This is a genomic window from Psychrobacter sp. DWR1-2-3, assembly GCF_049896465.1.
Classification (GTDB): Bacteria; Pseudomonadota; Gammaproteobacteria; order Pseudomonadales; family Moraxellaceae; genus Psychrobacter; species Psychrobacter maritimus.
This window is the reverse complement of record NZ_JAFCUJ010000002.1, coordinates 567,305-580,358: the sequence shown is the minus strand read 5'-3', so window position 1 is coordinate 580,358 and position 13,054 is coordinate 567,305. Positions and strand designations below refer to the sequence as shown.

The following is a 13,054-nucleotide window of genomic DNA, read 5'->3' as shown; positions in this document are numbered from 1 at the left end:
ATCTGAGTCGTTATCTCTTTTTAAATTCGACTGACGTTTATTTACCGGCAGCCATGCTATTTAACCATAGCCTCTGGCTCACGGTTGCGTTGAGAGTCAAGTGAGGCATACATGCAATACCCAAAAAATTACGACGTGGTAGTGATCGGCGGCGGTCATGCTGGCACAGAAGCTGCTTTGGCGGCCGCACGTATGGGGGCGCAAACTTTACTTTTAACGCATAATATCGAGACGCTGGGGCAGATGAGCTGTAACCCTGCGATTGGTGGTATCGGTAAGTCGCATTTGGTGCGTGAGATTGATGCGCTTGGCGGAGCGATGGCATTGGCGACTGACAAATCTGGTATCCAGTTTCGCGTGTTAAATAGCCGTAAAGGTGCCGCAGTTCGTGCCACGCGTGCGCAAGCGGATCGTATTCTTTATAAAGCCGCCATTCGTCATACGTTAGAGAATCAGCCAAATTTGGATATATTCCAACAAGCGGCTGATGATATTCTAGTTGAAAACGGTCGTGCCACAGCGGTTGTGACGGCAACCGGTATTATTTTTAACACTCAAACTGTGGTGCTGACCTCAGGTACGTTTTTAGGCGGTGTCATTCATATCGGGCTTGAGAATTCAAAAGGGGGGCGCGCAGGCGACCAGCCTTCTATCAAGCTTGCAGATCGTTTACGTGAATTGAAATTACCGGTGGGTCGCCTAAAGACCGGTACACCAGCACGTATTGATGCGCGTAGCGTTGACTTTAGCGTGATGACAGTGCAGCCAGGCGATACACCGCTGCCGGTGATGAGCTATATGGGCGATGTGTCCATGCATCCTGAACAGGTCAATTGCTATATCACCCATACCAATGCGCGCACCCATGACATTATCCGTGAAAACCTAGACCGCTCACCGATGTTCTCAGGCAAAATCGAAGGCGTTGGGCCGCGTTATTGTCCATCAATTGAAGATAAGATTCACCGCTTTGCCGATAAAGACAGTCATCAAATCTTCATCGAGCCAGAAGGCTTGACCACGCATGAGCTATATCCAAACGGTATCTCAACCAGCTTGCCATTTGATGTGCAATTAGACTTTATCCATAGTATGAAGGGTCTAGAGAATGCGCATATCACGCGTCCCGGCTATGCGATTGAATATGATTATTTTGATCCGCAAAACTTGAAGCCAACTTTAGAGACCAAATCGATTGATCGTTTGTACTTTGCTGGTCAAATCAATGGTACGACAGGCTACGAAGAAGCAGGCGTGCAAGGTCTATTAGCTGGTACTAATGCGGCACTGGTCACCTGTGAAAACAGTGAATTTGACGTTTGGACGCCGCGCCGCGATGAAGCATATCTTGGCGTACTGGTCGATGACTTGATTACGCATGGCACCACTGAGCCATATCGTATGTTTACCAGCCGCGCCGAATATCGCTTGCTGTTGCGTGAAGACAATGCCGATCAACGCTTAACCGAAACCGGTCGTAAGCTTGGTTTGGTAGATGACGTGCGCTGGCAAGCCTATCAAGAAAAAATGGAAGCCATTGCCACCGAAACCTCGCGTCTCAAAGACATCTGGGCAACCCCTGCTAATGCTCTAGGTCAGCAAGTCACCGAGCAGACAGGAGAGGTGCTGTCTAAAGAATCGACTGCTTACGATTTATTAAAACGCCCACAAATACATTTTAATGATATCGCTGCTATAACTGGCTCAGAGGTCGATAGCCAAGTCGGTGAGCAGATTGAGATTTCTGTTAAATACGCAGGTTACATTGACCGTCAGCAAGAAGACATCGACCAGATGAAGCGTTTGGAAAATACCGCATTGCCAATGGATTTTGATTATAGTGTGGTGTCAGGGTTATCTAATGAGATTGTACAAAAGCTGGCGCAAATTCGCCCTGCCACGCTTGCCCAAGCGGGACGCATTAGTGGTGTTACGCCTGCCGCTATTCAACTGCTTGCCATGACCGTTAAGAAGCAGAAAAAAGCACAGGCGGCGTTAAACTCATAATCATTGCTTAGCAAAGTGTTATGATTCAAAGCATGATTATTAAAAAAGCTCGTAACGAGTAATCGTTATGGGCTTTTTTTATGGCGAATAACTTAACAATTTCAGAACAGCTTGATGAGTTAAAGCTTGATACTTTAAAAAAGAAAGGTTCAAAAGTAGGATAAAAATACCGACAAGGAGAGTCTTTATGCCTTACGATAAATTGTCAGAATTACCAGATGCCGTAAAAGACAACTTGCCTAAGCATGCGCAAGAGATTTTTCGCGCAGCATTTAATAGCGCCAGTAAACAATATGAAGATGAATCACGCTGGTTTGCTACCGCATGGGCCGCTGTCGAAAATACTTATGAGAAAAATGCGGACGATAAATGGGTAAAAAAAGCAGAGTCCTAATTCAAATCATCAATAACGACGTTAGATACTCTATAATAAAACAGCCTTTTATTATTCAAACTTACTGATTCAAACTTACTGATTTTAACCAACTGCTAGTCATTGTTCTTTATTTTTTAACAATACAGCTTTGGATACCCTGCTAACCTGAGCTTATTTATGACCGCTGCTATTATTTTTGCCATCACCATTGTATTGCCTAACCTTTTTTTGATGGGGTTGGGTTTTTTTATGCAGCGGCGCGGTGAGGCGAGTCAAGCTTTTATCGATCAAGCATCCAGCTTTGTCTTTAATTATTGTTTGCCTTGCTTGTTGTTTTTTAGCGTCGTCGATAGTGAGGTTGATTATGCTAAGCAAATGATTTTAATCATGGCTGGTATTTTGGTGACCTTTATCCTATTTATCGGCGCCGAGATTTATGCCAGTTATTTTATCCGTAAGCCTGCCGACCAAGGCGTGTTTGTACAAGGTATCTTTCGCAGTAATATGGCGATTATCGGGCTGGCAACTGTCGCCAATGCTTACGGAGAGCAGGGCTTAAGTATTGGCGCCGTCTATATGGGGGTGGTGACGATATTATTTAATATCTTAGCCGTCATTACCCTGAGTCGTGTGTCCAAAAGCGCAGACGATACGTGGCTCAGTCGCAGCATAATGATTGTCAAAAAACTGTTTACCAACCCCTTAATCATTGCGTTGGTTGCGGCATTTGCTTATAAAGCGTTACCGCTGCCACCGATTACCGGTGTGATTCATAAGACGGGCGATTTACTGGCGGCGGTGGCATTACCGTTAGCACTGATTTGCGCTGGGGCGAGTATTGATTTAAAGTCGATGTTGCATCCGTCGGGGCTGTCGATGCAGGCTAGTATTGGCCGTATCGTTATTGCGCCTTTTGTGGCCATCGCCGTTGGGTTAAGCTTTGGCTTATCAGGCATGCATATGGGTGTGCTGTTTTTAATGGCGGCGTCACCGACGGCGGCTGCCAGTTATGTGATGGCAAAGGCCATGGGCGGGAATGATATATTGGCTGCCAACATTTTAGCATTTACAACGGTAGTAGGAATGTTTGGTATGGCGATTGGCGCGGCGATACTACGTGTTTTAGGATGGATGTAGCAGGGTGGATATAGCGCCAATCATTGTGTTAAATCATTGTGTTAAATGATGGATATAAAGTAAATAATAAACTGATAAAAAGGAGCACTCAACGTGCAATTATTAAATCAAGCGGTCGTGACCGAACATCTTAATATGCAAGCGGCTATTGACGCTATCGAAGCAATGTTACATCAACAAGCGGCGCACCCTGAATGGGTTAAAGCCCCTGAGCGTTTGGTCATTGAGACGTTTAGTGAAGATGATAAACACAGCTCAGGCTCGCATTTATCGATGCCAGCGACGATTTATGATGGGGAAAAAGAATATACTGCCGTGAAGTTGGTGACCATTTGCCCTGACAATCCCAGCCGCGATATGCCAACCACCACCGCCCTTATTACCGTATCCGATAATGATACGGGCGCCATATTAGCGATTATGGATGGCATTTATATTACCCAAGTGCGTACTGCAGCGTTGTCAGGTATCGCAACCAAATATATGGCAAAGCCTGATTGTCAAAGCGTGGCAGTGGTTGGCTGCGGCGGCATGGCTTATGAGCAATTGCATACGGTATTGACAGTACGTCCTGAAATTAAAACGGTCTATTTATGGAATAGAAGCAGTGAAGGCGCTGAGCAATTTAAAACGCGTTTTGAGCGTGATTACAGCCAATGGAAGGTTGATATAAGCATTTGCAAAGATATCAATGACGCTATTTGTGATGCCGATATTATCAACGTGGCGACACGGGCGACGGAAGGCTTATTTGATAGTGAACATATCAAATCTGAGGTTCATATCAATGCGGTTGGAGCATATCAGCCGTCGATGAAAGAGATAAGCAATGAGGTTATCGCCAACAGTGATATGGTGGTGGTTGATGACTTGGTAGGTAGTCGCCATGAAGCCGGTGACTTAATTCAAGCGCACGATAGCGAGGATTGTACATGGACGTGGAGTGACCTTAGTGGTGATTTGCAAGCGCTCGTCACCAAAGAGATCGTAAAATCAGAGCCGGGCATTACCTTGTTTAAATCAGTCGGCGCGGCAAGCTTTGATGCGGCCGTGGCTTTATATGTGGCAAAACAAGCCAAGCAAAAAGCTTTTGGCGCGGCAGTTGATTGGTAAGACGACTGATAGCTTATAAGCCTAATAGCGTATAAAGCCAACAACTAAGCTTTGCTATCTTAATCATTACTATCATTAAAAAAGCCCCCTTTTCTACTCTGAAAAGGGGGCTTTTAACATTGAGAATAGTTATTTGATATTGTCTTTACGGCGTTTGCTTGCAAGACGCTGTTTGCGCTTGGGGCTAATATGATAGGTTAAATAGCCGCCAATAACCATCACCGCAATAAATGCCACGATATATAAAAATATTGATGAACCGATAAAAGTAGAGGGTTCCATGACCGTAATCTCATTAGGGCTTATCAATAATTATGCGAGCGGGGCGGTCTATTGTAAAGTAAACAAGTTTAGCTCAGGTGTAAGTTCCAGTGAACGTAAACGCGCTGCTTGATCATAAACGTTGGCAGTGACAATCAATTCATCTGGCTGATACTGCGCAAGGAATTTCGCAAGTTTCGGTTTGACCGTTTCTACAGAACCGATAAATGACACGGATAAAGCATTGTCTACCATCATTCTCTCAGCAGGACTCCAGATGCTATCCATATCATAAGTTGGCATTGGCATTTGTCCGCGCTCGCCTCGACGTAGACGCACAAAGCTTTGCTGCGCTGAGGTAAAGTGATATTGTGCGGTTTCATCATCATCGGCAAGTAATAAGTTTGCCGCTAGCATCACATAAGGCTTATCCAAATACGCTGATGGTTTGAACTGTTCGCGGTAAGCAGTGATGGCTTGACCGAGCATCTGCGGAGCAAAATGTGAGGCAAAGACGTATGGTAGCCCCAAATGTGCCGCTAAGGTCGCACCAAAAAGTGATGAACCCAATATCCAAATAGGAATGTTTGATTTCGCCCCTGGGAATGATTGTACAGGGCTATCGTCTGTGCTATCGCCTAAGAAATATAGCAGTTCTTGTACATCTTGTGGAAAACGATCGGCGTCTTGCATTTGACGACGCAGTGCCTGAAAGGTAGCGCCATCTGTACCCGGTGCGCGCCCTAGACCTAAATCTACGCGGTCACCATATAGCGCCTGTAAGGTACCAAACTGCTCGGCAATGACCAGCGGTGCATGATTGGGCAGCATGACGCCACCTGCACCGATGCGTATGCGCTTGGTTTGACTGCCGATGTGCGATAACAGCACGGAAGTCGCTGCACTAGCGATACCAGGCATGTTGTGATGCTCGGCCATCCAATAACGGTTAAAGCCGGATTTCTCTGCTTGCTGAGCGATAGCAACTGTCTGTGCAATGCCTTCAGCGATGGTTTTTCCTTCAGGAACGGGTGCTAAGTCTAAAAAAGATAATGGAATTGTATTGCTCATGATTCACCTATTGTTATGATGGCGCTTTTCAACGACATTTTTATAGTTGGTTTTTTTAAACATCAGTAATAAAAAGCATTCTGATTATTCAATAGCTCATATGATGGGGCAGTTATAGAGAATATAAAGGTCAACGCCCAAGGTAATAACAAATCGTAATAATTCGAGGCGCGTATAAGAGTGCTGCGCAGATTTCTTACCGAAATAAATAGTCTTATAAAAGAAAAATACAAACGGCACCGCTATCTATTGATAACGGTGCCGTTTGTATTTTTTAGCAAGACGATTGTTAAGCCATGCTGCTTGAAGTCGCTGCTAGTGACTTAAGCGCCGCTGCTTAAAAAGCTACTAACTAAGTTAAAAGTCACTGACTAAATTGCTTTTGGCATAACTCCATAAAGGCGCGTCCGTATTGACGAATCTCTGCATCATCACGTACCGCCATCCAGCTGGTAAAACGTCCGAAATGGTCAACAGGAATGGCAGTCAAATTCTGATAATGACTTGGCTCAAATGCCATTTCGGCAATAATGCCAATGCCCAATCCTAATCCCACATAAGTGCTAATCACATCGGCATCAAGCGCTGCTAGTACAATATCAGGCTCAAGTCCTGCGTCGCTAAAGGTCTTATCAATAGCGCCGCGCCCTGTAAAGCCGCCGTGATAAGTCACAATCGGATAGCTGGCAAGCGTTGGTAAATCAATCGATTCTAAACCCGCCAGCTCATGGTCGCTTGGTACAATGACCCGATGCGTCCAGTCGTAATAGCGGTAGCAACGCAAATAGTTATTGTGTAATAACGATTCAGTGGCAATACCAATATCTGCCTGCCCGCGAATGACCATCTGGGCGATGGTTTCAGGATCTGCCTGTTGCAGGATTAAATTAACCTTGGGGAAGCGCTCTTTAAACTCTTTGACCACTTCTGGTAACACATAACGTGCCTGTGTATGCGTGGTGGCAATCGTTAACGTGCCAATATTGGGATTATTAAAATCCAGACTGAGGTTTTCAATGGTACGAATTTCAGCAAAGATAGATTCGATGTGCGGCATGAGTGCTGTGCCCATGGTCGTCAGACCCGTCAGGCGTTTGCCTTGGCGCACGAACACTTCGGTTTTAAGCTGGTTTTCAAGTGCTGCAATATGTTTTGATAGACTCGATTGGCTGGTATGCAGCACAGTTGCTGCTTGACTTAAATTATAGCCATTAATTACCGTATGCCACACTGTTTCCAACTGCTTCAGTTGGATTTGTAGATGCCGCTGATTGACCACTACGTCGATTGCCATCACTTAACCCTATTGTATAAATATACAAACCCTGTCTGTATATAAAAATAAAAACGTACAAATACTCAGTAAGTCACCAGTGTAAATCAAAGCTATTATTCTTGTATATAATAAATAGCTATGAATTTATGTTAATTAGGAATATAGAGTGGTTTATTGAACTTAAATGGACAAGTTGATTTGAAAACAAGACACGGTTAGAGAAAGTCATTTTTAATATTTAAGTGAGTTTTTGATACACGACGTTACCGTAATGAAATAAACGGCGTGGCTAAATGCTGTGGTTATTAAGTTAATGCAAAAACATCTAGTCAAGGTTAGCGTTCTCAAGTACCATAATTCAATTTTGTGCTAATGATGGTTTTTGTGCAACGCTGAGCAATTTTTATCGATCCTTTTTATCTATAATCAATAAGAAATGATTGATAAAAATTGTGCGCAGTTGTGTTCTTTTGTCTCAAGTTTTGGTGAGTTATTATGTCTGCTGTCCAACCTGTAACGCCTGATCAACCGATTGCCAAAAAATCATGGGGAGAAGCCGCCAAAGCTTATCTAGACCCACGTGTCATTATCATGCTGTTTTTAGGGTTTTCAGCCGGTATTCCCATTTTGCTTATTTTTTCCAGTCTGTCATTATGGCTAAGAGAAGCAGGCATTGACCGTGGTGTTGTCACCATGTTCAGCTGGGCAGCATTGGGGTATTCATTTAAGTTTATTTGGGCGCCATTAATCGACGCGCTACCGGTGCCTTTTTTGACCAAATGGTTGGGTCGTCGCCGTAGTTGGATGGTGGTATCACAGCTGCTCATTGTATTGGCTATCTTTTTGATGGCGACGATCAACCCTGTCAGCGAAGACGTATTGGTTTATATGGCGGGCGCAGCAGTGTTGCTGGGCTTTTCTTCTGCCACCCAAGATATTGTCATTGATGCTTACCGCATTGAGCTGGCACCGCCATCGATGCAATCTATTTTGTCCTCTATCTATGTGTCAGGTTATCGCGTTGGTATGATTGTCGCTGGGGCAGGCGCACTATATTTAGCAGATTATTTCGGCTCGACAGAAAGCTTTTATAGTTATGAAGCGTGGCGCAATACCTATTATATTATGGCTGGGGTCATGACTTTGGGTATATTGACCACCTTTGCCAGTTATGAGCCAACCGCTGAGATTTTGCAAAGTCATAAGCAAAAAAGCAACCTGAAAGTTTTCCTAATTTACTCAGCGTTACTATTAATACCAGCTTTATTGTTCGGCGTTATATACCTTATCAATATCCTTATTAACAAGGTCTTTGATAGTACCATCGCGCTGATACCGTTAATGGCCATGCCAAGTATTAAGTTTTACTTTTTAGCGCTGGTGGTGTGTGCGCCTCTGCTGCTACTGTACTTTATGATCAATCAACCCAAAATTATCAATAAAGCGCCATTGGTGGCTGAAACCCGCGAAGACTATGTCAGATTGGTTTTATTGTTTGTGTTTGCCGTCGTCGCATTTATCGCGGCCTATGTATTAATAGGGCAGATACTGCCAGAGTTTGAAGGCGTGTTTGTCAGCTTTATTAGTGAGACATTGCATTTACTGATAAGCTTAGCCACAGCAATGGCAGCAGGTTATGCATTAGTAAAAGTAGGTTTAGTCAAAAAAGAAATTGCGATGGCGACGTGGATTGAGCCTATTTTAGATTTCTTTAGACGTTATGGTAAAAAGGCATTATTGTTATTAGCGCTGATTGGTTTGTACCGCATCTCAGATATTGTGGCAGGGGTGATATCAAACGTCTTTTATCAAGATATGGGCTTTAGTAAAACCGATATTGCCAATGCGGTAAAATTGGTTGGCGTGATTATGGCCATTGCTGGTGGTTTCTTAGGTGGGCTGTTGGCGCAGCGTTTTCGTATCATGCATGCGATGATGATTGGCGCTATTCTCGCTTGTGCGACCAATTTATTATTTGTGGTGCTGACCTATAATCCGGGCAGTTTGCCCATCATGTATATGGCGGTGATTTTTGATAATTTAGCCGCAGGTCTTGCCAGTGCGGTATTTATTGCCTTCTTATCGGCGTTGACTTCAATACGTTTTACCGCGGTACAGTACGCTATTTTTTCTTCATTAATGACGCTTATTCCTAAGGTCATGGGTGGTTATTCAGGCTCTATTGTAGATAGTATGGGCTATCCGTTCTTCTTTATTTTTACCTTTGCGATTGGTATTCCAATTTTAGCGCTGATTTACTTTGTCGATAAACATATCGTCATTGGTGATAACGATGATATTTATGGCGACAATGACAATAATGGCGATGGTGAAGGCGGCAAAGGTATTGGTGATAAGTTAACCAAAGCCAATCCAAATCTAACGGATACCAAAGAGCCACCACGGGCATCAGAGTAGCTAAGACAATAAAATATAACCAGTTCGACAGGCTTATTCAGTAAACAGTAATTTTACGAGTTATTTATGACAGCAGCTACCATTGGTCAAATAAAACAGCAGATTCAGCAATTGGCGAATGCAGCTGCAAGCAGTCATTTGCCCTCGTTTTGGCTCACTGATTGGTTGTTGTTTGTCATTGATAAACCAAGCTCATTTTTAATCACTGATGAAAACTATCAACTGACCGATAGCGAGCTTGAGCAATTTCATGCGGGTGTGACTAAGATGCAGCAGGGTACGCCCTTGGCATATTTAACGGGACAGCAAGAGTTTTGGTCGCTGAACTTTAAAGTGAATGAGCATACGTTAATACCGAGACCCGATACTGAGATATTGATTGAACAAGTATTAACGTGGATAAACTCTCAACCGAAAAGTGTCGATGACGATAATAAACCAAAGCGCCTATTAGATTTAGGCACTGGCTCAGGTTGTATTGCTATTAGCTTGGCGCATGAGTTAAAACAAAGCTGTCAAAATAGTTCAACAGAGAGCTGGCAAGTGGTTGCCGTTGATTTATCGCTAGAGGCGTTAAAAGTCGCTAAGCACAATGCAATGGTAAATGAGGTTGCTGATATCGAGTTTATTCAAAGTAGTTGGTATGACGCGCTGTCTACTCAGGATGAGCCATTATTTGATGTGATTGTGTCCAACCCTCCTTATATTGATGAAGAGGATGAGCATTTAGCAAGATTAGTTGCCGAGCCGATTAGCGCCTTAAGTGCTCCCAATCATGGACTTGCCGATATAGAACATATTGTCCAGCAGGCGCCGCAACATTTGAATGTAGGTGGGCTTTTAGCAATTGAGCATGGCTTTGATCAAGGTTTAGCGGTTCGTCAGCTATTTTTAGACAATAGCTTTGATTCTGTCCATACGGTTCAGGACTTTGGTGGTAATGATAGGGTGACTTTGGGTCAGCTGTCATAATGGGTTATTGTAGTGAATGGGTTTTAGACCCCCATTATTTTAATAATAGTGTTTTTAATAGCAGGTATTTTTAGTAATACGTTTTTTGATTATAAATCGTGGTGAAAAATTGTGGTAGAAAGTATGACGCAGTCAAAAGAAACAGGGCAGCTAGTAGATGACGAGCTGTTACGTTATGCACGGCAGATATTGCTTGCTGGTTGGGATATCGATGCTCAATTACGCTTAAAAGCATCGCGCGCCGTTATGATTGGTGCAGGCGGTCTTGGTTGCCCTGCTTCTGAGACGCTCGTGCGGGCAGGATTGGGGCAAGTGCATCTAATAGATGATGACATGATTGAAGCCAGTAATTTGCAACGGCAAACGCTGTTTTTACCTGAAGATATCGGCAAACCTAAAGCGCTTACAGCCGCGCAGATGCTCAGCAAAATTAATCCTCTGATTAGTGCCGGTGGGACAGTGGCAAGATTGAGTGAAGACAATGCTTATGAGCTGCTTGATATGGCATCTGGCACGCCTGACCTGCTTTTAGACTGTACTGATAATTTTGCCACCCGGGATATCATCAATCGCATTAGTGTTCGCTATCAAATTCCGTTGTTATCTGCTTCAGCGATTGCGATGCAAGGGCAGTTGGCATTATATGAGCCGCACTTGAATACAGGCTGCTACCATTGCGTCTTTGGTTCAATAGCAGTCGATGCAGAGGCGGATGAACGTACTTGTGCCAATTCAGGGGTACTTGCCAGCACGACAGCTATCATGGGTAACTTACAAGCCAATGCTGCGCTGCAATATCTAGGATTAACCAAAAATCCACTGACAAATAAGCTGTTAATATGGGATGGTAACCAGATGCAGCAACGGCTGATGGGCTATCGCAAAGATGCGCATTGTCCGATTTGTACTAAAGATTAGCAAATACTTAACCATTTTCAGTCTCTGTATCCTCATAATCTCCTTTTTATTACCATAGTTGTTTCTTATGAAAATTCATCGCCCGCATTTATTAAAGCATACCTTTAATGTCGTCAATCGTGTTCGCCAAACTGCAAGCGTTGCTGGTTTGTCAGCGCTTAGAATTGCAAAAGGTGAAAAACCTGATGCCATGCTGCTAAAGGAAACCTTTGAACAATTAGGTACGACTTACATTAAAATTGGGCAGTTTATCGCCAGTACGCCGTCATTATTCCCGCGTGAATATGTTCAAGCATTCCAAAGCTGTTTGGATCAAACGACGCCATTATCCTATGCTTATATTGAACAGGTATTAAAAGAAGAGCTGGCCGTTGATGGCCTGACGCTTGAAGAGATTTTTGCCTATATCGACGAAAAACCACTCGCTTCAGCGTCTATTGCCCAAGTGCATGCCGCGCGATTACATAATGGTGATGAAGTGGTATTAAAGGTACAAAAACCTGGCGTTGAAACCATTATGCAAACGGATTTGGGCGTCTTACATGGCGTGACTAAATTGGTTGAGCTCCTAATGCCTTCAATGCGCTTTGCCAGTATTGCGCCAATCATCGATGAGATTCGTCTGCGGATGCTGGCCGAAACCGATTTTATCGCTGAGGCGCAAAATATCCGCGATTTTCAGCAATTTTTAGCGATATCAGGAAATACACGCGTCGTTGCGCCAACTGTCTATGAGGAGCTGACCACCAAGCGCGTGCTGACTATGAGCCGCTTATACGGCGTTTCTATGGTAGATGAAGCCGCCATGCGTCAGTATTGTAATGATCCGGCGCAAGTGATGGCAGATACCCTTAATACTTGGTTTGCCAGTCTCATGCTCTGTAATAGTTTCCATGCGGATTTGCACGCGGGCAATTTGATGCTATTAACCGATGGGCGTATTGGTTTCTTAGACTTCGGTATCGTTGGTAAGTTAAAAGCGGAAAGCTGGCGCGCCTGCATGGGTATGATGCAAGCAATGCAAGACAGTGATTATCAAGCCATGGCGCGCCATATGATTGATATGGAGATGACCCATGGCGGCAATCAAGTTGAGGTCGCGGCATTGGGCAATGATTTGCAGCGTATGATGAAAACCATTATGGCAGAAGACAAAGCCTTTACCAGCGGTGTGCCTTTTAATAGTAAAGAGCAAGCCGATGAATTAAATAAAATGATGCTAGAGATTGTTGAGGTCGGCAAGCGTCATGGCATTCATTTCCCACGTGACTTTGCATTATTGACCAAGCAGATGCTCTATTTTGATCGCTTTATGCGCACGCTTGCCCCTGATATGGATATGTTTAGCGATCAGCGCGTGCAAATGCTGGGACAAACAGCAGCAGATGAACAAGCAAGCAATCCAATTCGCAATATTTCTTAATAGTAAGCGCGTTATAGCAGTAAGTGTTGTATTGAGACGTTTTTTCTATTTTTAATTGGTTAGGTATGGCTTTTTTTAACAC

General features: G+C 43.9%; 11 protein-coding genes. 8 read left to right on the top strand and 3 right to left on the bottom strand.

Annotated features, from left to right (window positions below; all coding sequences use genetic code 11):
• Positions 1–111: 111 nt before the first annotated feature.
• From mnmG to ACP7AA_RS05590, 4 genes are all read left to right on the top strand, one after another.
• Positions 112–2,007 carry a tRNA uridine-5-carboxymethylaminomethyl(34) synthesis enzyme MnmG gene (mnmG, locus tag ACP7AA_RS05605; RefSeq protein ID WP_201618632.1) on the top strand — a complete coding sequence of 632 codons (1,896 nt, stop codon included), beginning with the start codon at positions 112–114 and terminating at the stop codon, positions 2,005–2,007.
• Positions 2,008–2,194: 187 nt separating this feature from the next.
• Positions 2,195–2,401, top strand: a complete 207-nt coding sequence (locus tag ACP7AA_RS05600) for a ChaB family protein (protein WP_426222880.1) — start codon at positions 2,195–2,197, stop codon at positions 2,399–2,401.
• Between the two features lie 159 nt (positions 2,402–2,560).
• Entirely contained in the window at positions 2,561–3,520 is a 960-nt protein-coding gene (locus tag ACP7AA_RS05595; protein WP_201618630.1) for an AEC family transporter, read from the top strand.
• A gap of 93 nt (positions 3,521–3,613) precedes the next feature.
• On the top strand, positions 3,614–4,633 hold the full coding sequence (locus tag ACP7AA_RS05590) for an ornithine cyclodeaminase family protein (RefSeq protein ID WP_426222879.1): 1,020 nt from the start codon (positions 3,614–3,616) through the stop codon (positions 4,631–4,633).
• A 129-nt stretch (positions 4,634–4,762) separates the two neighbouring features.
• Here ACP7AA_RS05590 and ACP7AA_RS05585 read toward each other — a convergent pair whose 3' ends face one another.
• The 3 genes from ACP7AA_RS05585 to ACP7AA_RS05575 all read right to left on the bottom strand — a co-directional run bounded on the left by ACP7AA_RS05585 (position 4,763) and on the right by ACP7AA_RS05575 (position 7,259).
• On the bottom strand, positions 4,763–4,915 hold the full coding sequence (locus ACP7AA_RS05585) for a hypothetical protein (protein WP_201618628.1): 153 nt from the start codon (positions 4,913–4,915) through the stop codon (positions 4,763–4,765).
• Positions 4,916–4,963: 48 nt separating this feature from the next.
• Entirely contained in the window at positions 4,964–5,965 is a 1,002-nt protein-coding gene (locus ACP7AA_RS05580; RefSeq protein WP_372830411.1) for an LLM class flavin-dependent oxidoreductase, read from the bottom strand.
• A 364-nt stretch (positions 5,966–6,329) separates the two neighbouring features.
• Entirely contained in the window at positions 6,330–7,259 is a 930-nt protein-coding gene (locus ACP7AA_RS05575; protein WP_183617908.1) for a LysR substrate-binding domain-containing protein, read from the bottom strand.
• Between the two features lie 477 nt (positions 7,260–7,736).
• Between ACP7AA_RS05575 and ACP7AA_RS05570 the strand changes: the two genes are divergently transcribed.
• The 4 genes from ACP7AA_RS05570 to ACP7AA_RS05555 all read left to right on the top strand — a co-directional run bounded on the left by ACP7AA_RS05570 (position 7,737) and on the right by ACP7AA_RS05555 (position 12,972).
• Positions 7,737–9,659 carry an AmpG family muropeptide MFS transporter gene (locus ACP7AA_RS05570; RefSeq protein ID WP_426222878.1) on the top strand — a complete coding sequence of 641 codons (1,923 nt, stop codon included), beginning with the start codon at positions 7,737–7,739 and terminating at the stop codon, positions 9,657–9,659.
• 66 nt (positions 9,660–9,725) lie between these two features.
• Positions 9,726–10,631 (top strand): peptide chain release factor N(5)-glutamine methyltransferase, encoded by a 906-nt coding sequence (prmC, locus tag ACP7AA_RS05565; protein ID WP_426222877.1) that lies wholly within the window; start codon positions 9,726–9,728, stop codon positions 10,629–10,631.
• Between the two features lie 123 nt (positions 10,632–10,754).
• The gene (locus tag ACP7AA_RS05560; protein ID WP_426222876.1) at positions 10,755–11,549 is read left to right on the top strand and encodes a HesA/MoeB/ThiF family protein; all 795 of its coding nucleotides are present in this window, start codon (positions 10,755–10,757) and stop codon (positions 11,547–11,549) included.
• Positions 11,550–11,616: 67 nt separating this feature from the next.
• The gene (locus ACP7AA_RS05555; protein WP_426222875.1) at positions 11,617–12,972 is read left to right on the top strand and encodes an ABC1 kinase family protein; all 1,356 of its coding nucleotides are present in this window, start codon (positions 11,617–11,619) and stop codon (positions 12,970–12,972) included.
• The last annotated feature ends 82 nt before the right edge of the window (positions 12,973–13,054 follow it).

What these genes read in the sequence shown, in the direction of transcription:
- mnmG (WP_201618632.1), top strand. Translation starts at nt 112, where the DNA reads ATGCAATACCCAAAAAATTACGACGTGGTAGTGATCGGCGGCGGTCAT.
- ACP7AA_RS05600 (WP_426222880.1), top strand. Translation starts at nt 2,195, where the DNA reads ATGCCTTACGATAAATTGTCAGAATTACCAGATGCCGTAAAAGACAAC.
- ACP7AA_RS05595 (WP_201618630.1), top strand. Translation starts at nt 2,561, where the DNA reads ATGACCGCTGCTATTATTTTTGCCATCACCATTGTATTGCCTAACCTT.
- ACP7AA_RS05585 (WP_201618628.1), bottom strand. Translation starts at nt 4,915, where the DNA reads ATGGAACCCTCTACTTTTATCGGTTCATCAATATTTTTATATATCGTG.
- ACP7AA_RS05580 (WP_372830411.1), bottom strand. Translation starts at nt 5,965, where the DNA reads ATGAGCAATACAATTCCATTATCTTTTTTAGACTTAGCACCCGTTCCT.
- ACP7AA_RS05575 (WP_183617908.1), bottom strand. Translation starts at nt 7,259, where the DNA reads ATGGCAATCGACGTAGTGGTCAATCAGCGGCATCTACAAATCCAACTG.
- ACP7AA_RS05570 (WP_426222878.1), top strand. Translation starts at nt 7,737, where the DNA reads ATGTCTGCTGTCCAACCTGTAACGCCTGATCAACCGATTGCCAAAAAA.
- prmC (WP_426222877.1), top strand. Translation starts at nt 9,726, where the DNA reads ATGACAGCAGCTACCATTGGTCAAATAAAACAGCAGATTCAGCAATTG.
- ACP7AA_RS05560 (WP_426222876.1), top strand. Translation starts at nt 10,755, where the DNA reads ATGACGCAGTCAAAAGAAACAGGGCAGCTAGTAGATGACGAGCTGTTA.
- ACP7AA_RS05555 (WP_426222875.1), top strand. Translation starts at nt 11,617, where the DNA reads ATGAAAATTCATCGCCCGCATTTATTAAAGCATACCTTTAATGTCGTC.